Source organism: Simkania sp., assembly GCF_965215465.1.
Classification (GTDB): domain Bacteria; phylum Chlamydiota; class Chlamydiia; order Chlamydiales; family Simkaniaceae; genus Simkania.
The window spans coordinates 562,378-584,476 of record NZ_OZ244056.1 but is presented as its reverse complement, the minus strand read 5'-3'; the positions used below and the strand labels follow the sequence as shown (position 1 = coordinate 584,476).

Below are 22,099 nucleotides of genomic sequence, written 5' to 3'. Positions count from 1 at the left end.
ACTTTCCCATCGAGACTGAAAACTGAAACTATAGAGCTGCTAGAATGGCTTCAGAAGGCGAAGCTCTCGCGCTTATACGAACTGAGCGTAGAGACCTTACAGAAGAATCGACGCTTCTCAATGACATCGTTGCAGAAGGTTCTACCAGTACAGAGTGTAGCGGTTGGAACATCCTTTTTGCAACAAGCGGCATCATCTTAACAGTTTCACTTATTGCCGTACGTACCATTTTGACATTTTCAAACCCGATCAACACTCTCATGATGGGAGCTGCTGGAGTCTGTTGCCAATTTGCTTTTCAAAACATCAAACCCATTGCCAACGTTGAATCCCATATCATTAGCGACTATGGTGCAGATATCTTTTTATCGCTCACACAAATCATTCTCAATATTCCCGAAAATCCGATTGATGAAGGGATCATCAATGGAGTCCTTTACGGTCTTTTTGGAACACACGTCGTCCGAGTGATCACAACGCTGTCTCAGCTGACACTTGATCAAGACCGAACCAGTTCATATTTTGTAGAAAGCACTCGCTTCGTCAAAGTCTTGTTTGGAAACACAGGAGTCGAAAGAATCATCGGAGACATGGCAAAGGCGATCATAGCCGGAGCTCTACTGACATGTGGCTACGTTTTTGCTCCTAACTGGTTTATTCTCGCTAAAGTCGGCTATCTCTTTTTGGGAAATGCAATTGGAGGGCTGGCCTATGAACTCGTTCACATGCTCCGATTGTACTTTGAATACAAATATCCTCTTCATGAACATGTGCTTGACGATCCAAGACCTCTTTCAGAACGCATGCATCACTCTGTCTATATCATGCGAATGACAGAGAAAGTTCTCCACGTTTTCTCCATAGCCCTCCCTGGGCTTTTGCTAGGTGTAAACAGCTCACCTACTGATTTTTTCGCAGGAGCACTGACAGGGATTCAACGTCAGATCGATATCATCCGCTTCACAACCACCCCCATCGTCAATATGTCCGAATTAGAGCGAGACCCCAATGCACCCGAAAACACTTTAGTGCGGATAAAGAATGCTTTTTATTCGTGCATCAATGGTACCTGTCCTCAAAATCTCATGATGACTTTCGTCGACATCTTCAAATACCTTTTTGGAATCGCCGGAGTCGGTGGCTTTATTATCTGGAACATGGCCATTGGAACAACAGATGATCAAATCACCTTAGCATGCTTTGGAGCGATGCTTTATGGATCTTACAGCCTCTCAAGGCTCATCAATAAGGTCACAATCGACGAAAAGACATCACGTTTGGCAGCCTCTGCATTTTTCTATACGAATTACTCCCTTCTTCCTCCACTTTTGTATGTTGCCATTGATCAATGGATGAATATTGGTGACATCGCTCTGAATACATATGGAGTAGCAAAAGTTGCTTTCGATGTCATTGCCTGGGTTTCTCTTGCCTGGGCTCTTGGAACACTAGCCTCAGAGCGTGGATCTCGGAGGAAACGTCCTTATCCCGCTCATGTTCCCGCAGTAGCCCTTCTACTTACCGGGAATTGGTGGTTCCAAAACTTTTTACCTCTTATAGGAATCCATCCAAGTGGAGACTAACCATGCTTCAAGTCGAACTTACGCAAGCTCTCAAGACACACCAATTTAACTTACGAGAGTTGCAAGAAGCTCGTCAAGCTAAGATGGAGCAAGTTGCCATGGAAGTGGCTCAGTATTTAATTCACTCTTTTGGTCTCCGCTTTGCCATCCCTATCGCGACTTACTTAAAAGAATATAAGAGTCGAGCGAAAGTGTCGCTCGCCGAGGTCTATGTCTCCTATTACAAAAAGCTAAGCAAAATTCAAAACAGCTTAAGAGAAGGACATTTACCCCCACCTTCACCTTTTGGATCGAAACGAAGTATTCTTTCTGTGGAAACTCCCGAAGCTTTAAGAAATCGAAACATTCATTTTTTGCTCTTAAATCTTCCTGCTCCTCAACTTGAGGTCCCAGAACTTCCATGCGCTGCAATTAAGCCTGCTCAATACGTTGCTCTTGAAGAACCTCACGCAGCTCTTAAAGCCTCACTATTTCATATCCTTTCACTCAAACCTGATCCCCCAGAAGCAACCAATGAACTCCTACTTTTCGTCACCCGTTGTGATGCAATGAGAGGGATTTCTTGGGCTTATCTCATCAAAGAATGGGCAGAAAAAACCAATCAACGAGAGAAAGCCTCAGCCCTTCTTGCAAAGCATGCCCTGGCTCCTCTTGTCAAAGTCATGGAGTTTACTCCTGATTATAAGCTTCCCGATCCCTTAGATTTACCCATTGGTTGCAGCTTTCAAGAGTATGTCTGTGAAAGAACCCTCAATCTCATTGAAGCCATTCTCCAACATCGACTCCCTTCCCGCTTTCGACATCAACTTCTGGTCAAGTTTATGGAAAATGAAGAACTAAGGATGCGAGTAGCTTTTGCCCTTTGCCCTCCTGACAAATTCAACATGAGGGATCTTTCAAGAGATCTCATTGAAAATTCCATTTTGAGAGACTTACGTATCGCTTTAAATCTGCTTAGCTGCTCTCCCAGCAATTCTGAAGAAATCTTAAATTGGATCTTTTTTCGCAACCGTACTATGGAGGACGTTGGGGGACTAGATCAAAGTGATTTCCGCTCTGACTCCAGAACCCTGTCAGGTGCTTTAGCCAATGTAAAGTCTTTGAAAATCTTATATCCACAAATCGGAGCAGCAAGTTGCAGTACCTCCCCTAGAACCTTCAACGGTGAAGACTTTGAGGAGCACGCTTTTTTTCTTCTCGCCAACTTCCTTCATGCTCCAAGACTTTTAGACGCAATCATATTTTTAAACGCGTGTTCTGATAGCCCACAAATGCAGGTGAGTACCAGGCAAATTCTAGCTTTTGTGAAAAAGCATCGAGACGGAAATCAATATGAAAAAGAAAGATTTCTCATCAAAGAAATTTCCCAACACTTCGAAGCCTTCCGTATGACTCCCTCTCCCCTCTTTTTCGATTTCGTTATCAACTGTCCTCTAGAAATAGAAGAAGTGCGCCTCCGTTTGAATCATTTGTTGACAGGACTGCCTTTTGATCCCAAAGTCCCTTTAGATGGAGAAGCTCCATTTGTCGCTCTCCATGCTTGCGTCCAAAACTCACAAGATGACGTTGTTTTTGCAGTAAAACTCTTAGAAAAGAGTCGAATCTACCGACTTTCTATCAATCAAGAGCTGCATCTCTTTGCTGTCATGGCTGCATCTAAAACGACACCAGAAGGAGACACAGGACTTTCAGAACGCAATTGCTTTGCAGGAATCTTAAATTTCATGAAGCGACTTGATCTGTTTTTTGGCCGCCCTGTCACATCGGAAAATGCCTTTCAACTCCTCTTCTTTCACCCCAACATGAAGCTGCACAAAAAAGTTCCAAAACATCTCACCCTCTTAGCTGGAATGCGGTCGGAACTTGAACTTGTCGATCAAATGATCCTTCCTACAGCTACGCAACAAGCCATTTCAAACATGACAGGCCAGCTGATTTTTCCAGCTCCAAACGGGTTGTTACCCTGCTCAGATGAGTATAAAACGCGACCACATATCGGATCTGTAGAAAAAAACGAGCTTTTGAAAGTCACAGTCATGCAACTTGCCTCCCAAATAAACTTTCCGCTGCTTGGAGTAGCTGTCGGCGCTGGTGATAAAGATGTCCCAGGCATTCCCTTGTTCCAATCCTTTTTTCCTAAAAAGATCGATGATAGTGGAGTGGTTGTGCAACCACCATCTGCCTTTACCTATACTTCTCTTGAAGACGCTCCTTTTGACCTTCCTCACACCTTTTTTTACGGAGAGTGGCAGTTGATCAGTGGTCGCTCTTTCTTTTTGGGAACTCTCATCTTTGAAGGCAGTGGAAAAACAGTTTCTCTAGAAGTTCCTCTTCGAGTGCCCATAGAAGTATTAGTTAGAGAAAAAGAAGACTTTTTTAAGCTACTCAGTGTTTTATATCTCGAAACCTGCAATGAATATTACTGTGGGCTACGCGCCTATAAGGATGAACCCATAGAAAAGCTTGAGGACCTTCTAGAATTCTATGCTGACGCAAAGCAAGCCTGGTCTGATTATGAACCCAAAGAAGGTTCAAAAGCAGATCTCGCCCCCGCAATTTTTGCCTTTTTAAAAAGGATGCGCATGCAAACGCGCCAAGCGATGCGCGTCCTCTCAACGCATCATATTCTCCCCTGTTCCGCAACGACCTTCACTGCAATGGCTGCAGCTTGCACCCTCTATCCCAACGAACATCTCAAATGCCTTTCACTCCTCCCTCCAAACATTCCCTTAAAATTTCATGCAGGATTTTGCATTAATAATTCTATCGATAAACCGCTTGAACATTTTGAACGTACAAGAACTCCCATTACAGACTTCACAACAGTTGGAGAGTTGCTTGTCACAGACGAAAAAGATCTCTTAAAAATCCCTCTCAAAATGATCTTTGTTCAAATTGATCACTACATGATGGTGGGATTCAAAGCTGGCGGTGCTGAAATGATCGTTCGCTTTCCAAAATTAAAGTTCGCACCCCACCATGTCGCATGGCAGCTACTCATGCTCAAAGGACGTTTTTATCGGATGGTTGCTCTAAGCTGAAGTCGAAAAGGGCCCTTGCTGCTGCACATAATACGCCACAGCTAATAGCAGAAGAAGTGCGCCTCCAAGAGCAACGTATTGCCTCATACGAGAGGTGCCACTTGTTGTCTCTTGCACCTCTTTCTCAGGAGTAGACCCCTCCACCTTCTCTGTTGGAGCATCGGCTTTCGGAGAACATTCTTTTGGAGAACACTTAAGGAGGTTGTCTAGTATCCGTTCTTGACCATTATCCTTATAAAATTCTCTGATTTTTTCTGATGTATCAAGCCAATTTGCATCGAATGTGATTTCTTTGTCGGATGGCTTTGGGTCAATAAAGAGTCCAAAAAATTCGGAAGACGAAGTAAGAGATATTATTGAAAACATATTAGCGTGTTGAACATGATGTTGAGTATAAGCTTCACCTGGCTCAGAAATTGCCGAAAAACGCTCACAATTCTTGGATTCTTTAGTTATTTTGAATCCCTTGAGGGTAGGACTGTCATATGTATTTTTTGAAGGTTTGTAGATACTAAAAATTAAACCGTCAATTTTTTGATCAGTTCCATAACTCCAACCAACATGAACTCTCGTGTCAACATCTGCTATACCGCTTACACTCATACCAGCAGGACTTGCCATCTTTTCCAGATGAGGTTCTATTTTCTTAAAATTTTCATCAAAATTATCTCCAAGAATTTTGGGAAGACAAGTTAGATTTCGAACGTTATCAGCTGTAATAGGTAAGTTAGTAGACATTTGATTCTCCAGATTTTTTTCGCTAAATTTTAGATTTTTATTAAGTAAAAGACAAGCAAAAAATATTACTGGTAATATAATTAAATTTTTCTTTCTTATAATATTTAAGCTTGCTCGAGGAGGAATGTAATCGGTCCGTCATTGATGAGCTTGACTTGCATTTCGGCTCCAAACTGACCTGTTTGAACTTTTGCTTCCCCCATTTTTCTCCGCAGCTCTACAACAAGTTGATTGTAGAGAGGCTCTGCCTTATCTGGCGGAAGGGTGTGAATAAATGAAGGACGACGACCTGTCCGGCAGTCGCCATAAAGAGTGAATTGTGACACAACGAGGATTCCCCCGTCGACATCTTGAACAGAGCGGTTCATTTTTCCCACGTCGTCTTCAAAAATGCGCAAGTGGATCAGCTTTTCAACAAACCATGAAAGTTGCCCTGCATGGTCCTCTTTGTGCATGCCAAATAACACAAGCAAGCCTTGCTCAATTTGACCCATGACGTTTCCGTCAACTGTCACTGATGCTGATTTAACGCGTTGAATGAGTGCTCTCATGAAAGAGAAGAATACAGTTATTCTAATCGCTTTTCAAGAGCATTTAACTCGTCTGTAATTCCTTGAGGGAGATGTGACCCGAACATGGTATAATATTCGCGTAATCCTTCGACTTCACTTTTCCACGCTTCCCGATCAATTTCAAAGAGTTTGTCTTCATCTTCTAAATCTAAACCAGAAAAATCTAAAGCCCCTTTCTTGGGAAGATAGCCAACAGGAGTTTCTTCAGCATTTTCCATCCCTTCGCACCGCTCAAACATCCACTTTAATACGCGCATGTTTTCTCCAAACCCTAGCCAAAGGAATTTGCCCTCTTCAGACTTTAAAAACCAATTCACTTGGAAAATTTTAGGGCGGTACTTTGATTTGATGAGTTTGCCCATCTCAAGCCAATGACCAAAGTAATCACCCATGTTATAACCACAAAACGGAAGCATCGCAAACGGGTCATGCCTCAGCTTTCCAACTGTTCCTGCTGCTGCCGCTGTCATCTCTGAAGAAAGCGCTGTCCCAAAAAAGGTCCCATGCTCCCAAGACAAACTCTCAGTCACAAGAGGAACAACACTACCGCGACGTCCACCAAAAATGATGCCTGAAATCGGCACACCTTTGGGATCATCAAAGACAGGGTCCATCACCGGACACTGACGCACGGGCGCAGTAAAACGTGAGTTCGGATGCGCCGCCTTTTCCTTAGAATCAGGAGTCCAAGAATTCCCTTTCCAATCCGTCAAGTGCGTCGGTGTCTCATCAGTCATTCCTTCCCACCAAACGTCGCCATCATCTGTGAGAGCCACATTTGTGAAAATCGAATTTTTCTCAATAGAAGCCATTGCATTGGGGTTTGAATGCATCGACGTTCCTGGAGCTACGCCAAAAAAACCATATTCAGGATTGATAGCATAGAGACGTCCATCATCACCTAGACGCATCCAAGCAATGTCGTCTCCAACACACTCGACCTTCCAGCCCGAAAGCTCAGACTTAAGCATCGCCAAGTTCGTCTTTCCACACGCACTTGGAAATGCCGCGACAAAATACCGTTTTTTCCCTTCAGGATTCGTGATTCCCACAATGAGCATGTGCTCAGACATCCAGTTTTCATCCCGGGCCTTCACTGAGGCAATACGCAAGGCAAAACACTTTTTCCCAAGAAGCGCATTCCCTCCATAGCCACTTCCAAACGACCAAATCGCACGCTCTTCTGGAAAGTGAACAATGTACTTCGCATCAGGGCGGCAAGGCCAAGCCACATCTTTTTGACCCTTCTCCAAAGGAACTCCTACCGAGTGCAGGCAAGGAATGAACTCCCCTGAGTCTCCCAAAACCTCAAGAGCTTTTTTTCCCATGCGCGTCATGATGTACATATTTACTACAACGTAAGGAGAATCTGTCACTTGGATTCCAATTTCAGCAAGAGAAGATCCAAAAGGACCCATACTAAATGGGATCACATACATTTTACGCCCTTTCATGCACCCTGTAAACAGAGTCTTCAAGGTCGTCTTCATCTTTTCAGGTTCTTCCCAGTTATTTGTTGGCCCCGCACCTTCTTCTTTTTTCGAGCAAATGAACGTACGATCCTCAACACGAGCCACATCCGAGGGGTCGGAGCGACAGTAATAAGAACCGGGGCGTTTTTCTGGGTTGAGCCGAGTGAAGATGCCACTGTCGACAAGCATCTGACACGCAGCTTCATATTCCTCTTGACTGCCATCACAAAAATGGACGTCATCGGGTTGGCACATCTGGATCATCTGTATGACCCACTCTTGGACACCTTTGTGCTTAGTCCACTCTGATATATTCATGAGACATTCCTCCCTTAATTCACCAATATCTGATCCCAGCTTTCCTCAAAAGATGAAAAATACTGAAATACCTTAAATAATATACTCTCAAAACCTTATTAAAACCAGTAAAGAGTTTGGGGTCATTCCCTTCAAAACAGACATCGCAACCATTTGTATATAAATCTAACATCTACTATACAAAAAGAAAGTACATAAAAGGAGAGTTATGATGCCTAGCAGGTTTATGACTGCAATCAGAATTGGATTTTTCACATGTACTTTTTTATTATTTGGATCGCTCAGCGCTGGTCAGTTCATCCTTATCGGAGGGGATAGTGGGGAACCAGGCTATGCAGCGCAAGTATCTCCGAAAGGAGTGGCCAAAAGCATTACTGGAAGCGCCCTTACAGGTGATGGATTAATCTATAGCGTCGCCTTGAATAACTCTGGTATCGGGATTATTGGAGGATATACCGAAGCTAATGTTCCCTATGTGGCACTCGTCTCCCCATCTGGCGTCGCTTCAAAAATCTCAGGGGCTGACGCTCCTACTGGGAATGGAGAAATATTGGGTGTAGCCATCAATCACTCTGGTGTGGGGATTGTCGGAGGTTCCGATTCTAATGGTCCCTACGCGGCACTTGTCTCCTCTTCTGGCGTCGCTTCAAAAGTTTCAGGAGCTGACGCTCCTACTGGAATAGGATTGATAAAAAGTGTCAGCATCAATGACGCTGGCTTGGGGATTATTGGGGGACGCGAAAATGATAATAATACTCCCTACGCAGCGCTTGTCTCCCCATCTGGCATCGCTACAAAAGTCTCAGGAGCTGACGCTCCTACTGGAAAAGGAAGCATACTAAGTGTCAGCATCAATGACGCTGGCTTGGGGATTATTGGAGGAAATACCGAAACTACTGCTCCCTACGCAGCGCTCGTCTCCCCATCTGGCATCGCTACAAAAGTCTCAGGAGCTGACGCTCCTTCCGGATTGGGAGTGATATTCGGTACAGACATCAATGACACTGGCATGGGGATTATTGGAGGAGCTGATTTTACAAATAATTCTGGCTATGCAGCACTTGTTTCCCCCTCAGGAGTTGCAACAAAACTTTCTGGAGAGTTCTCTCAACCTGGTGGATCTGGATTGATCCAAACCGTTGCCATCAGTGATGCAGGAATTGGGGTGATCGGGGGAAATGATGACAATAATAGAGATTATGCAGCACTTGTCTCTCCTACTGGAGTCGTGACAACAATTACCGGAATTGACGCTCAAGGCTTTATCAATAGTGTTGCGATTATTGATTCAGCGACTCCCAAAAGCTGGGGACCAGGAAACACCTATCCCAACGCTCTTTTTGCTCTATCAACGCAACTTGTGCCCAGTCATTCTGAGATGCCACGAAAACGCGAGTCTGGAACGCCTAAAAGCATGGCCCAAGAAGTGGGCTTACTCGTAGATGCTACAGATGATATCAGAGGGAACTTCCCCTGCCAAGACGACACCAATTACGCTCTTTGGTTTGCTCCTTTTGGAGCCTATGCCCATAACAAGAAGGAACAAAAGTTCCCGTCCATGACCAATTGGATCGGTGGAGGCATGTTGGGATTTGATTATCGCGGTCTCCAAAATACCATTATTGGTGTTGGGGCTGCGTACGCTTTCAATCGAGTCAACTACTCAGATAGCGTCGGTCATGCGCGATTCCATCAAGAGTTTTTGACGCTTTATGGTTCGTGGGGACAAGGCAATATCTTGATTGATGCGGCTCTTTGGGGCGGGTTTTATCAGATGCATAACAAGCGAAAAACCCTCAACCAGATTCATTCAAGAGCGCATGTCAATGGATGGCTACTCTCCCCTCACCTAGGAATTAGCACTCCTTTTTATGCAATCCGAGATTGGTTTGTCATTGCGCCATTTGTCATGTTCGACTGGGCAAGTAATTGGCAAGGCAAAGTACGTGAAACAGGCGCTTCGGGATTAAATCTCCGCATAGCTCGTGACTACACTTCTATGTTACGTAGTGAGGGAGGACTCCGTTTCTATGAAACTCTGACTTATAACTGGGGAAATCTGACCTTTGAAGAAAAGGTCAGCTACGTTAACAAAAAGCCGTTTAACACAGGCTCTGAATCGGCCTATTTTGCGGGCTCGCCTTCTACGTTTGGCGTCGAGGTTTTTCCGGGCAAAACTCAAAACTTAGGTGTTGTACGTCTCAGCTCTCAGTTTATGCCTTGCAAGTCTAAGTATCCCTTTGGATCGATCAGTTATCAAGGAGAGTTTGGCTCGATGTTCCAATCTCATGTTTTAATCTTTGAGATCGGCGGACGGTTTTAGAGACTCGGGGTTAAAAAATAAATGAAGATCTAAGCCTTCACCTTCTTGAACTTTTCGAGATACTCGAGGGCTTTACCTGTTCCCATGCAGACAGCTAGAAGTGGGTTCGGTGCCACGACAACAGGCAACCCTGTTTCTTTGATCAAGGCTTTATCTAGCCCCTTGATCAAAGCGCCACCGCCACCGAGGACCATGCCCCGTTCGACTAGATCGGCTGCAAGTTCAGGAGGGCACTTCTCAAGTGTCCCTTTTGTGCTCTCGATAATTTGTTGAATCGGTTCGGCCAAACATTCACGAATTTCAACCGAGTTGATCCGCTTTGTGACAGGAAGGCCGGCGACTTGGTCGCGTCCGCGCACTTCCATTTCCAGCTCGTGATCTCCAAGAGGATAGGCAGAGCCAATGGTCATCTTGATTTCTTCAGCTGTACGAGGACCGATCATCAAGTTATAGGTGCGGCGCATGTAATTCATGATGCACTCGTCGAACTCATCTCCGGCAATACGAAGCGAGCGCGACTCGACAATCCCTCCAAGGGAAATGATAGCAATTTCAGTTGTACCCCCACCCACATCGATAATCATGTTAGCAGAAGGTTCGTGAACAGGAAGATCGACTCCAATTGCCGCAGCCATGGGCTCTTCAATCAAAATGACTTCTTGAGCTCCAGCACGCAAAGCTGAGTCTTCAACAGCTCGTTTTTCAACTCCAGTGATCCCTGAAGGAACGGCAATTAAAATCTTAGGACGGAATAGGCTACGAGAAGGAGTCACACGGGAAATAAGCGCTTTGAGCATCCCTTCGGCAATTTCAAAGTCGGCAATGACACCATCTTTCATTGGGCGCACCGCGTGGATTTTACGAGGTGTTTTACCAAGCATCGCCTTCGCTTTGTGCCCCACCGCAAGCACTTCATTGGTGATAGAATCTACAGCTACAACCGAAGGTTCAGCTAGAACAATCCCCTTCCCTCGAACGTAAACGAGCGTATTGGCAGTTCCTAAATCAATTCCGATATCACTAGAGAAAATCCCAGTTAAGTGGCCGAGTTTTCCCATGATTCCTTGCTTAAACTTTTTGAGGAGGCTTCCTTTGCCTGCTGCACTCACTTTCATGTTTTCACTACCTTAAATCCTATTCATAAGGGCACATCTTAACCGACGGAGGATAAAAAATCCATCATGTTTGCAGGAGTTCAAGCACATCTTCCCAAGTGAGCTTGGTAATCGCTTCATCATCACAACTGACGATCTTTTTCACAATTCCCCTCTTACGGTTCTGCATTTCGACGATCTTCTCTTCGATTGTCCCTAGAGTCACGAGCTTATAAACTGATACATTTTCCTTCTGCCCAATACGATGGACTCGGTCTGTCGCTTGATTTTCGACCGCCGGATTCCACCACATGTCATAGTGAATGACCGTATCCGCACCCACAAGGTTCAAGCCCGTTCCACCTGCTTTAAGGGAAACGAGGAACACAGGAATGTCAGGATCTTCATTAAATTCTTTGACGATCTCGAGACGATTTTTACTCGATCCATCTAAGTATTGGAACCGGATCCCACGCTGTTCAAAGTCATTGCGCATGATTTGAAGCATACGGGTGTACTGAGAGAAAATAACAGTTTTGTGCTTCCCTTCAATCAGTGTTTGCAGGAGTTCAAGAAGCATATCGTACTTTGCAGAATCCCCCACTTCGGCCTTTTCCTTCGCAAAAATTGCAGGGTGGCAGCAAATCTGCTTGAGGCGAGTTAAGGTCGCCAAGACATGAATCTGGACCTTATCAAACCCATCTCGTTCCACAAGTTTAACGAGTTCGTCACGAGCCGACTCAGCGTAAGAGCGGTAAAGATCACGCTGCATATCGGTAAGTTGCGTGTGGTACACGTTTTCTGAAACTGGTGGCAAGTCGTCGAGAACATCGCTCTTCATGCGGCGTAAGATGAAAGGAGACACTTTTTTGCGGAGGTACTGCAAATTTTTCGCCTGCTCATCCCCAGAAATTCGAACATACTTCTCGACAAAACGGTCGTAACTGCCCAAAAATCCTGGCATGAGAAAATCGAAGAGACTCCACAATTCATCAAGAGAGTTTTCGATCGGTGTACCTGAAAGGATCAAACGATGCTCCGCTTTGACCATTTTCACCGACTTGGCATTGCGTGTGCCACGGTTTTTGATGTGTTGAGCTTCATCGAGAATCATATAAGAGAAAGTGGTCGGATCGTAGGACTCGATGTCTTTTTGAAGGAGGCTATAGGACGTGATGATCACATCATAATTTTCAATGGTTGCAATCAGCTTTTTCCGTTGATTGGGCATCCCATCAATAATTAAGGTCTTTAACTTTGGATTAAACTTGTGACACTCCTCTTGCCAGTTGTAGAGGAGAGACGTCGGACAAACGACAAGTGCTGGCAGCTTGGCCCCGTTTAGATGTTGCGTCAAGGCAACAATCGCTTGAAGGGTTTTACCAAGACCCATGTCATCGGCCAAGATTCCATTGAGGTACATGAGACGTAGACGTTCAAGCCAGTGAACCCCTTCCGTTTGGTAATTACGCAGCTCCGCTTTGATGCCAGCTGGCACAGGAGTAAACTTGAGATGTTTTTCTCCAAGCATTTGCTTGCGAATCTCTTTCAAGCGAGGAGTCATTTTGAAAGAAACTGGAAGTCCTTTGAAATTCGTCTCATCGATATTTGCTAAGCTCCATAGTGGGCGCTTGATTGTCGTATTGTCGAGTTTTTCAATCCCCAGTTCATCAAACAGTTGCACCACATTCCCCACTTCGTCGAGATCGAGCACGAGAATTTTTGGAAGTTTGCTTGATTTGTCTTTTCCTTTTCCTGTCTGTTTCCGCCCATTATCAAGCTCTAAGTAAGCTCTTCGAGAAACGATGCAATCCCAAATACGATCGAGTTTCACACCTTTAAGAGCCCCTTTGACTTCAAGCTTGATTTCGTACGTATCCATCCGATCAGTATCGGACAGATCCAACTTAAACTTCGTTTGATCGTAAATGAATTGGTCGAGCAAGTTTTGAGGGCAATTGAACTTCACACGGTGTTGGTTCCGTGGAATCGTATCGGTCATGAACTCAATAATCTTTTTATCGGTTTTGGCCATGTACGTTTGATGTTCGTGATCAAAGATAAAGTCGCGGAAAAGATCTTGGATAATTTTTTGTTCTTCAACTAGATTGCGTGCCATCACCCCTTCTTGCGTCACAAACTCATGAATGTTGTCGAACTTCAGTGATTTGGATGACGCGGGAACGATCGTGTCTTCATAACGGAAAGAAAGCGAGGCTTCCAGTTCCCCATTGAGAAAAGAGATATCACAAATTGCTTCAAGACTTCCGACAAATGGCAGCGTTGTAAAATGCTCGGTCACATCTTGGTGATCCACTTCGGCAAAACGGGAGAGCTCAGGTAGTGCGTTTTCAACAAACGTTCCAAAAAGCGGCTCGGGAATCGTCATATCCCGAATCGGCAAGAAGCTACGCAGATGCTGACGAGTGATTTGCTGATCAAACCGGTAGTAAATGTGGTTGTAAATGATTCCTGGTTTTGCGCACTCAAAAAACTTCGCATCTTCGAGCATGATCGACTCTCCATCTACAAGGATCGTTGGATTGAGCAAGATCTTTGTCGTGGGAGGATGAATGAACTCAAGGGTCATCTTGATATGCGCCGGCATTTTTGAAAAGCGGATCGGAGATTCTAAGTTTTCTTCATAAAGGCAAGGAAGCGACGGCAGCTCTTCTTCTCCAGAAGTCCATCCTCTCTGCTTTAGCATTTCAGAGGCAATTTCTTGTGCCTTTGCTAAAACCATTCCAAACATTTTTGAGCTGAGGAAAGCAGATTTCTGAGCCCGTTCACTTGCCGTTTTTTCTTGAAGTTTCAAATGGTCCATCACAAGGCGAGCAATTTCTTGTTCTTCAGCAGCAAATGACTCGATAGCAAACAAATATCCTTTTCCACCTATAAAGATGTCTTCTTGGTAGCGCATGGCTTCAAAGAATTCGCCAATGTTTGGGATATGCAGTGGTTTCGAACGTGCAGGAAGTCGAAGCGCAATTTGAAACTCTACCTCACCTTGGCGTTCTTTTTTAGGAACACTGTAAATGACTGCAAGCTCTGCTTTTTCGATAATTCTTTCTTGAACAGGTAGGAAAAATGGAGACTTCGCTAAGACACCCGCTGCGTCAACATATTCGGTTAAAACTTCTTTTTGATACTCTTCGTCTCGCCTTAGCTCTTCTTTTGAAGCTGCCTCTTTGACAGCCTCCATAAGCTTTTCTTTTTCCTCATCATCAAAACCTTCTTCTGTTAACTCATCTAGATCCGTTTCTTTTGAGTAGTTCACGAGAATTTCATCAAGATTGGCCTCTAAGAAATAAAGGACAGCAGCGAGATGTTGACAGTCATAATGATAAGGGCAATCACAGTTTGAATCGATCGTTTCACTTTCTTGCCGATCGATTTCAAACTCACTTTCATAAGCGTTGTTATATTGGCCCATGACTTGAGCACTGATCCTAAGAGTCGTTGCATCAAGGTGCAAGATTTTTGCGGAAAGAACCTTTTGTGTATCATAGAGCTGCTTCCCATCCTTCAACACGTTCGAAGAAAAATCCTGCTTCAGCTTTCTTAAGTTCAGCATCCCTTATATTCACCTCATCTTATAGTGGACCATTACAAAAGTGTTCCCCCTTTTACATCTTTTTCAAAACGACTGCAACGATTTTTTTTTCGTCTATTCAACATTTTTTTTGAGCATCCAAGAAGAGTGATAAAACTTTGAAAAAAAACTCTGACTAAGTATACTGAAGCACTTTCGACTTTGCGGGTGTAGCTCAGTGGTAGAGCATCACGTTGCCAACGTGAGGGTCGTGAGTTCAAATCTCATCACCCGCTTTTTTTGAAGTAGATTCCCGTTTTTGAGATCAAGGCATAACTAATGGAAGAAAAGAAAGAATTTAAATCAGACACCGTCACTTTCACTATGGAGCGCAAGCCCGATTGTATCGTAGAATATAAGGTGAAAGTTAGTCCCGAAATCGTTCAAAAAGCTCGACGTGAAGCCATCCGCTCAATTGCAAAAGAAGTTTCCCTTCCTGGATTTCGCAAAGGAAAAGCTCCAGACGCTCTCATCGTCAAAAAGTTTCCTGACGCTTTAAAAGAAAGGTGGCAGAAGTCCATTGCCGACACCGCTTTCCGTGAATGTCAAGAAGTGGCAAAAATCCCGATCTTAAGTCAAGATGCTCAAATCACATTTAACGTCGACAAACAATCGATTGAAGAGGGCGCTGAACTCACCTATTCGTTTGAAACAGAGCCCGAAGTTCCTGAGATTGACATCGAAAAACTCGAACTTGCCAAAGAAGATCGAAATACCATCGACGACAAAAAAGTGGATGAAACAATCGATCAAATCAGACACTACTTTGCCGAGTGGGAAAAAATTTCCGATCGAGCTGCTCAGGAAGAAGACTATGTCGTCGTTGATGTTGACGTGATCGAAGAAGATCCGCCACGTAAAGCTTTAACCAATACTCGCTTCCAAGTGAATCGAGAAAAAATGGCCAAGTGGATGTATGATCTCGTTCTTGGAATGAAAATTGGAGATGCTAAAGAAGGTGTCAGTGTTCCAGACGAAGATGCACCTGAAGAGCATAAAGAAGAAAACCCCCCGAAAAAAGTACGTCTTACCCTACGCACTATTGAAAAAGCTGTTCTCCCAGAAATTGATGATGAGCTAGCAAAAAAAGTGGGCGTTGCAACTGCAACAGAAATGCGAGAAAACTTAGAAAAACTTCTCAACAAGCAAGCAGATGATCTCGTGCAAAAAGCTTATCGTGAGCAAGTCAACGATTACCTCATCGAAAACTGCCAGTTTGATCTGCCCAAATCTCTCCTTCAAAAAGAGACGCAGTACCGCATCAAGCAACTTGTTTCTGATCCAGAGTTCCAACGCAAGCTCATGGGAATGGGTGAAGAGGAGCGTAAAGAAGCGATCCAAGATATTGAGAAACAAGGTGAGCGCGCAGTCCGTCTTTTCTACATTGCAAGAAAAGTCATTCAAGATCAAAACATCCAAATTTCTCCAACCGAAGTGCACCAAGGGGTCAACACACCACTTGAAGCGATGTTTAGCGATCAATCTGATCTCTACACTGCACAAGAACAGTCACAAGAGCAGCGAGCCATCGCGATGTCTCGACTTGTTCTCGTCAAAGCAGAAGACTACTTGATTTCTCAAGCCAAAATCGGAGCGCCGAAGCCAAAGAAAAAAGCTGCTCCGAAAAAAAAGGCAGCACCAAAGAAAAAAACGGATAAATCTTAAAGATTTTCTTCCTTAAAAACCATCTGATCCCCTAATTTCATTAGAAAAGGGCGAAAAGTGCCTTTGGGGTATTAATTAGAAAAATAACGAAAGGAAAATCATGGCTCTCATTCCCTACGTCATTGAAGATACTGGGCGTGGCGAACGCTCGATGGACATCTATTCACATCTCTTAAAAGACAGAATCGTCTTCATCGGAACTGAAATTAACGACCAAGTCGCAAATGCAGTTGTTGCGCAGCTTATTTTCCTTCGTGCTGAAGATCCTAAAAAAGACATCAGCATCTACATTAACTCCCCAGGCGGAATCATTTCAGCAGGTCTTGCGATTTACGACACAATGCGCTTCCTCGGTGTTGACATCAATACTTACTGCATTGGTCAAGCAGCCTCGCTTGGAGCCCTTCTCCTCTGTGCTGGAACAAAAGGCAAGCGGTATGCTCTTCCTCATAGCCGCATGATGATCCACCAACCTATTGGAGGTATCACAGGGAGTTCTGCAGATATTCACATCCAAGCGCAAGAAATCCTCTATATGAAAAACGCTCTTGCAAAAATCATTGCAGAGCATACAGGGCAGCCCTTGGAAAAAATTATCGAAGATTCAGAACGGGATTTTTACATGGGTCCCGAAGATGCAGTCAAATACGGATTGATTGACAAAGTCGTCGAGCCAACAAAAAAGAAGGAAGAAAAGTAGGTAAACGTGGGTAAACAATCTTCAAATGAAATGGCCGCTTGTTCTTTTTGTGGCCGCACAGAAGACGCTGTCGAAAAGCTCGTTTCAGGACCAAACGCTTTTATTTGTGACAAGTGTGTCCGCCTTTGCATGGACATTGTCGAAAAAAAAGCCGTCAAACACGAGCTGAAGCTTCTCAAACCAAAAGAAATTAAATTGCGCCTCGATGATTATATCATCGGCCAAGAAAAAGCGAAAAAAACCATTTCAGTTGCTGTTTACAACCACTACAAACGTATTCGTTCTCTTTCTCGCGAAACCACAGAGATGGAGTACAGTAAATCGAACGTTCTCCTTCTTGGTCCAACAGGTTCAGGAAAAACACTGATTGCTCGCACCCTTGCTCAAGTTCTAGACGTCCCCTTTGCCATTGCCGATGCGACAACACTCACCGAAGCTGGTTATGTTGGAGAAGATGTTGAAAACATCCTCCTCCGTCTCGTGCAAAACGCCGATTACGACATCGCTCGCGCCGAGCAAGGAATCATTTACGTTGATGAAATCGATAAAATTCGTAAAACAACTGGCAACGTCTCGATCACACGTGATGTTTCTGGAGAAGGAGTGCAACAAGCCCTCTTAAAAATCGTCGAAGGAACCGTTGCCAACGTGCCACCAAAAGGAGGAAGAAAACACCCCAACCAAGAGTACATCAAAGTCAACACCCAAAACATCCTCTTCATCGTCGGTGGTGCCTTTGTCAATCTCGACAAAGTCATCGCTAAACGTCTTGGAAAAGGAGTCATTGGATTTGACACCTCGCACAAACAAGCCTTTGACGCAACCGAAACCAACTTCCTCCTGTCCAAGGTTGAAACAGAAGACCTCGTTCAATTTGGACTCATTCCTGAATTCGTCGGCCGCTTTAACAGCATCGCCAACTGCAACGAGCTCATGCTAGAAGACCTGGTTGAAATCCTCGTTCAGCCTAAAGGCGCCGTGATTCAACAGTATGTGAGTCTCTTTGCAGAAGATGGTGTTGAACTTGTCTTCACAGAAGACACCCTAAAAGCCATTGCAGCCAAGGCAAAAAAGTCAGACACAGGCGCTCGTGCCCTTCGTATGATTGTTGAAAATCTATTGATGGATTTAATGTACGAAGTCCCTTCAGACCCCACGATCAAGCAAGTGATCATTGAGGAAGGATGTGTGAATGATGAAAAGCCTCCAACGATGAAGCACTCTAAAGAAAAAACAGGTTAATTGCCGAACCCGTGGTCCCACCACCGTCTTCCAAACCAACGGCCTTCGTACACCACCCCATTATCGCGCATGATATTTAGAGCATTCTGAGGAGTTTTTACATTTACAGTAGATCCAGACTCAAATAGCCTAGCCGCAGCCATTGTTTTTGCAACAACTTCTTGAATTTTCTGCTGATCACCTGCATCGTCTGGATTGAAAACTTTCGGATCAAAATAATCTTGAAGCGCTTTCACAGCTCTTTCTGGAGCGTCAGCCCCTCGTTCTTGCGCCTCTTGAATATCTACAAAATGATTTGCTAGAGAGACGAAGTCGCCAATTGGAACATCTTTGCACAGAGTATAGTGCTGTAATCCATCATGCCTGAGTTGGTTTTGAATCCGGAAAGACGGATCTGGATCACCACCTGACATGCTTGGATAGAAGAACATGGCTCCTAGCTCGAATCCACCCATTTTTTCCTTTGTCTCAAGTGATTTTTGTCGGAAACGTTTTTTGACGAAACCAGTTGAATGGGGATCCGATTCGAATCTTCCTTTTGTTTTCTTTAAGACATTTTCACTGAACTCTTCTGATGCTCTTGTCTGCAACTTTTGACGCATTGTCAATGGAGAAACTTCTTCCCCACCAGAGGCAAAACCCTCTCCTTCAACAGTAAACTTATCATCTTTGATAGTTAACGCCTTTCGAACGTTCATCTTCTCTCTTGTATCATCAGAGTATGTGACCTGTATAGGAGTATTCAATTGCACAATCATCCAAGAAACAGAAAACTCTGAAATCTCACCTAGTTCACTTTCTCTATTTGATAGAACTTTGATTTGTTCTCTTAGCGCTTCTATGTCCTTGTAAGCTTGAGATCCAGTATCCAATAGATTAAGGTCGGTGTCTTTTTCCAAACCAGCAAGTTTAATCCGAGCTGCTGAAAGCTTTCGTGAGATAGCGCCCGCTTCTTCTTTACGAAGCGTAAGGGCAGCGGCTACTTCTTTATAGGCTCTGACTCCATGCTTATTCAGCTTTCCCTCAGCATTGGTTAATCCGTGCGTTTTAAACAGCGGGAGAAGCGTTTTCTCAAAGTAATCTTTGTCCATTATCGTTTTTCCAACACGAGGTCCAACTTGTGCAAAAGGACTTAAACCAGTTGTATTATTGACCGAACCGCTCTCGTATGTTGCAGTTGATGAACGATTGCTTCTTGGCGAGATTTCTTCCATGACTTCGTCGAGTTCTTTTCCAATTTCATTAAGTTGCGTACGTAAAGCTGCAACTTCTTCGTCTGTTTTTTCTATACCAGGGGACCCAACTGAAGCGGTATTATCTCTGATTAAACGTTTGATTTCACTGTCGTGATTGAGATCGTAATAAACCGGACGAGTTTTTCCTGAAGAGTCTGTTCGGTGCACCGTGATGGTGTGAATCGAGCCACCACTACTGATGTGAGCATCCATCGGATCATCTGTTTGAATTAACATGGCAAGATCTCTAAAACCTAGATTTAGGCGCTCTTGAAGACCTTCTTTATCGACTTTGATACTTCTAGAAGGCCCTTTTAAACCAAGCTGACGACTGAAGTTGACTTCTTTAACCTCACTTCCCACTGGAACCTCTACAACAGATGCTCCAGATGCGGTACGTGTTTTCATGTGTTCAGGTGCTTCAGGGGTATGCGGAACAGAGACCTTAGCGCGAGCCTCAAGTTCTCCGACTCTCTTTTCATAGGCGTTCGATAAGGTTCTAACATCTGATTCATCAGAAAGATGAGGAATGATCCCTTTGACGTATGCGTCTAACTCTTCAAGGTCTTCAGCGGAAGTAATATCCCTTAACTCCCTAACTTCCAACGGTCTATCTGGAACTGTTTTCTTAGGTATCGTCGTTCTACCAAGCATATCAATCCGCTCAGCTGCCAGTTCAAGTACAGCCACTTTCCCTTTGTGTCCAACTGACGACATAGGGGTTACGTGGTGTGCGCTAGTAGAAGATGAGTGTAGGGGGGCAGACTTTGTTGCCATAGAAATTATTCCCTTCTATCTTTATCCTAAATTAATTATAACAAACAAATAATTTAATTACAATAGCTTGCAATAAAAAAATAAAGCTTAAGCGACTAATCGTAAGACGCTTAAATGTTTTTTATCTTATTGTAAATAAGAGGTTTGCACTAACCTCTAGTAATAAAGAGCTTAAAAAGTCGAAGAACTGAAAATAAAAAGGGAAAGAAAGGAATTCAGCGCTCTGAACGGCAAGACCACAACCTATTTATAAACAGTTGGTTAAAGCTTTGAGCGTTAGGAACGCTATGTAAGGGTGGAAGAAGATTCCTAATGCCCGAGTGTTACTTTAAAAATGGAGGCGTTAGGTTAGAAAAAGAATGAGGGAAAAGAAAACTTCCCAACGCCTCTGCTGTAATTTGTATAACTCCTTAAGCACCCAACTCCTCTAACCTATTTATTATCAGCCACTCACTCTCAATCTTTTGGACCAGAAGCCCCTAAACCTTGACCCCAGGAGTTGGTGATGGGAGATGTTTTCGTTTAGAGTCCTGAGATTCTGGATGAGATCTCAGATTTTTTAGTGAAGCTTAAGTAGCCTTAGCTATTTCCGAGCTCAAAAATTTGGGAGATCGCCAGAAGATCGGGAAGATAAACGAAACAAATTCCCCATCTCCAACCCCACAAAAAAAAGCCGTTATGCCGGGGGAGGGTATAGCATAACGACCACTTTAGACTAAATTGGTCTAAAAAGATGGAAAAAAGGTTATTTTATTCTTTCAATTCACTCCATTTTTAAGCTGAAGGTTGAAATTTATTCGCTTGCTCAAGTGCTTCGATTGTCTTCAATACGTTAAGCGCATCTTGCTGGAAGCCATCCATTGACTTGTAAGCTTCGCTCGGATTGACCATACCAAGTGTCGATTGAGAAACTTTCGATGCCGCTTCGTATTGTGCTTGTTCTCTCTTCTGCTCAGCATTAACCGTGTTTGTAGTTCCTTGGCTAACACCTTGAGTGATCGCATTACCAGCCTGAACGTAAGAGCTGATTGTATTTTTATTGTTCGAAATGATATTTCTTTCTTGGTTATTCGTATCGATTTTCTTCTGTGCGTTATCACGGATGACCTTCGCATCTGCGTCATTTGACATTTTTGCTGCATCAGCGTCAACTTTCGTATCGAATTTCTTCTGGAAGGTTCCTTCCTTCAACTCTTTAATACGTGTTTTAATTTGCGTATCTTCTGGTGTATCTTCAGCAGTAGGTTTGGTCGACAATTTACGCGGAGCCTGGTCACGATCTTCAGAAAACTGCGTTTTATACTCTTCAAGAGACTCGTTCTCTGTAGAAAGTTTCGACATTTGAGAATCCATTTTGTAGTTCTTATACATCTGGAATCCTGCAAGTCCAAGAGCCGCTCCACCCATGACAAATTGTCCAATGGCTTGTGCTTGCAACTGATCTGCTTCTGAATCCATCGACTCTGTTGTCACAGTTCCTAGGAACTGCGAAATCTCTTGTGTCAATGTATACTGCTGCTGAGTCACTTCACTTGAAAGTTGCTGAAGCTCTGTATAGTTATCTTGTAGCTTGTAAAGCGCGAGCTTTGCTGCAACCAAGAAACCATATCCAATTGCCTGCCCAGGGTTCTTAGGAGTAAGCGGTGGAGGGTTAATATCTCCATCGGCTGAAAATCCTAACGACTTAGCTGTAAAATTAGTATCTTGAGTTTGTAAATTTGACATAATTAATCCCTAATATCTTATT

Annotated in this window: 13 protein-coding genes and 1 tRNA gene; 7 read left to right on the top strand and 7 right to left on the bottom strand. The window is 43.9% G+C overall.

Going from position 1 to position 22,099, the window contains the following annotated elements:
* The first annotated feature begins 44 nt into the window (after positions 1–44).
* Both ACOOFG_RS02645 and ACOOFG_RS02640 read left to right on the top strand, forming a co-directional pair.
* Positions 45–1,583 carry a hypothetical protein gene (locus ACOOFG_RS02645; protein WP_420422096.1) on the top strand — a complete coding sequence of 513 codons (1,539 nt, stop codon included), beginning with the start codon at positions 45–47 and terminating at the stop codon, positions 1,581–1,583.
* A 2-nt stretch (positions 1,584–1,585) separates the two neighbouring features.
* A complete protein-coding gene (locus tag ACOOFG_RS02640; protein ID WP_420422095.1) occupies positions 1,586–4,624 on the top strand; it encodes a hypothetical protein in 3,039 nt (1,012 codons plus the stop codon).
* Here the strand turns inward: ACOOFG_RS02640 and ACOOFG_RS02635 are convergent.
* The 3 genes from ACOOFG_RS02635 to ACOOFG_RS02625 form a co-directional block, all read right to left on the bottom strand.
* Positions 4,616–5,362: a hypothetical protein gene (locus tag ACOOFG_RS02635; protein WP_420422094.1), complete on the bottom strand. Its 747-nt coding sequence runs from the start codon at positions 5,360–5,362 to the stop codon at positions 4,616–4,618. The two genes, ACOOFG_RS02640 and ACOOFG_RS02635, sit on opposite strands and share 9 nt — an antisense overlap.
* A 104-nt stretch (positions 5,363–5,466) precedes the next feature.
* Positions 5,467–5,913: a D-aminoacyl-tRNA deacylase gene (dtd, locus tag ACOOFG_RS02630; protein WP_420422093.1), complete on the bottom strand. Its 447-nt coding sequence runs from the start codon at positions 5,911–5,913 to the stop codon at positions 5,467–5,469.
* A 17-nt stretch (positions 5,914–5,930) separates the two neighbouring features.
* Positions 5,931–7,724: a phosphoenolpyruvate carboxykinase (GTP) gene (locus ACOOFG_RS02625; protein ID WP_420422092.1), complete on the bottom strand. Its 1,794-nt coding sequence runs from the start codon at positions 7,722–7,724 to the stop codon at positions 5,931–5,933.
* Positions 7,725–7,950: 226 nt separating this feature from the next.
* Here ACOOFG_RS02625 and ACOOFG_RS02620 point away from each other — a divergent pair, with 226 nt between their 5' ends.
* Positions 7,951–10,047 carry an autotransporter domain-containing protein gene (locus ACOOFG_RS02620; RefSeq protein ID WP_420422091.1) on the top strand — a complete coding sequence of 699 codons (2,097 nt, stop codon included), beginning with the start codon at positions 7,951–7,953 and terminating at the stop codon, positions 10,045–10,047.
* Positions 10,048–10,076: 29 nt separating this feature from the next.
* Here the strand turns inward: ACOOFG_RS02620 and ACOOFG_RS02615 are convergent, their stop codons facing one another.
* Entirely contained in the window at positions 10,077–11,105 is a 1,029-nt protein-coding gene (locus ACOOFG_RS02615; RefSeq protein WP_420422659.1) for a rod shape-determining protein, read from the bottom strand.
* 121 nt (positions 11,106–11,226) lie between these two features.
* A complete protein-coding gene (locus ACOOFG_RS02610; protein WP_420422090.1) occupies positions 11,227–14,715 on the bottom strand; it encodes an SNF2-related protein in 3,489 nt (1,162 codons plus the stop codon).
* A gap of 182 nt (positions 14,716–14,897) precedes the next feature.
* On the opposite strand from ACOOFG_RS02610, the gene ACOOFG_RS02605 reads away from it, so the two are divergent.
* From ACOOFG_RS02605 to clpX, 4 genes are all read left to right on the top strand, one after another.
* Positions 14,898–14,969, top strand: a tRNA-Gly gene (locus ACOOFG_RS02605).
* 43 nt (positions 14,970–15,012) lie between these two features.
* Positions 15,013–16,398 carry a trigger factor gene (tig, locus tag ACOOFG_RS02600; RefSeq protein ID WP_420422089.1) on the top strand — a complete coding sequence of 462 codons (1,386 nt, stop codon included), beginning with the start codon at positions 15,013–15,015 and terminating at the stop codon, positions 16,396–16,398.
* A 100-nt stretch (positions 16,399–16,498) separates the two neighbouring features.
* Entirely contained in the window at positions 16,499–17,098 is a 600-nt protein-coding gene (locus ACOOFG_RS02595; RefSeq protein ID WP_420422088.1) for an ATP-dependent Clp protease proteolytic subunit, read from the top strand.
* A 30-nt stretch (positions 17,099–17,128) separates the two neighbouring features.
* Positions 17,129–18,340: an ATP-dependent Clp protease ATP-binding subunit ClpX gene (clpX, locus tag ACOOFG_RS02590; RefSeq protein WP_420422658.1), complete on the top strand. Its 1,212-nt coding sequence runs from the start codon at positions 17,129–17,131 to the stop codon at positions 18,338–18,340.
* Here the strand turns inward: clpX and ACOOFG_RS02585 are convergent.
* Both ACOOFG_RS02585 and ACOOFG_RS02580 read right to left on the bottom strand, forming a co-directional pair.
* Positions 18,337–20,352 (bottom strand): hypothetical protein, encoded by a 2,016-nt coding sequence (locus tag ACOOFG_RS02585; RefSeq protein ID WP_420422087.1) that lies wholly within the window; start codon positions 20,350–20,352, stop codon positions 18,337–18,339. The two genes, clpX and ACOOFG_RS02585, sit on opposite strands and share 4 nt — an antisense overlap.
* A gap of 774 nt (positions 20,353–21,126) precedes the next feature.
* A complete protein-coding gene (locus ACOOFG_RS02580; protein WP_420422086.1) occupies positions 21,127–22,077 on the bottom strand; it encodes a hypothetical protein in 951 nt (316 codons plus the stop codon).
* Positions 22,078–22,099 lie beyond the last annotated feature (22 nt).

Coding starts and splice junctions, on each gene's coding strand:
- ACOOFG_RS02640 (WP_420422095.1), top strand. CDS start 1,586: ATGCTTCAAGTCGAACTTACGCAAGCTCTCAAGACACACCAATTTAAC.
- ACOOFG_RS02580 (WP_420422086.1), bottom strand. CDS start 22,077: ATGTCAAATTTACAAACTCAAGATACTAATTTTACAGCTAAGTCGTTA.
- ACOOFG_RS02635 (WP_420422094.1), bottom strand. CDS start 5,362: ATGTCTACTAACTTACCTATTACAGCTGATAACGTTCGAAATCTAACT.
- ACOOFG_RS02610 (WP_420422090.1), bottom strand. CDS start 14,715: ATGCTGAACTTAAGAAAGCTGAAGCAGGATTTTTCTTCGAACGTGTTG.
- clpX (WP_420422658.1), top strand. CDS start 17,129: ATGGCCGCTTGTTCTTTTTGTGGCCGCACAGAAGACGCTGTCGAAAAG.
- ACOOFG_RS02645 (WP_420422096.1), top strand. CDS start 45: ATGGCTTCAGAAGGCGAAGCTCTCGCGCTTATACGAACTGAGCGTAGA.
- ACOOFG_RS02620 (WP_420422091.1), top strand. CDS start 7,951: ATGACTGCAATCAGAATTGGATTTTTCACATGTACTTTTTTATTATTT.
- ACOOFG_RS02595 (WP_420422088.1), top strand. CDS start 16,499: ATGGCTCTCATTCCCTACGTCATTGAAGATACTGGGCGTGGCGAACGC.
- ACOOFG_RS02615 (WP_420422659.1), bottom strand. CDS start 11,105: ATGGGAAAACTCGGCCACTTAACTGGGATTTTCTCTAGTGATATCGGA.
- ACOOFG_RS02585 (WP_420422087.1), bottom strand. CDS start 20,352: ATGGCAACAAAGTCTGCCCCCCTACACTCATCTTCTACTAGCGCACAC.
- dtd (WP_420422093.1), bottom strand. CDS start 5,913: ATGAGAGCACTCATTCAACGCGTTAAATCAGCATCAGTGACAGTTGAC.
- tig (WP_420422089.1), top strand. CDS start 15,013: ATGGAAGAAAAGAAAGAATTTAAATCAGACACCGTCACTTTCACTATG.
- ACOOFG_RS02625 (WP_420422092.1), bottom strand. CDS start 7,724: ATGAATATATCAGAGTGGACTAAGCACAAAGGTGTCCAAGAGTGGGTC.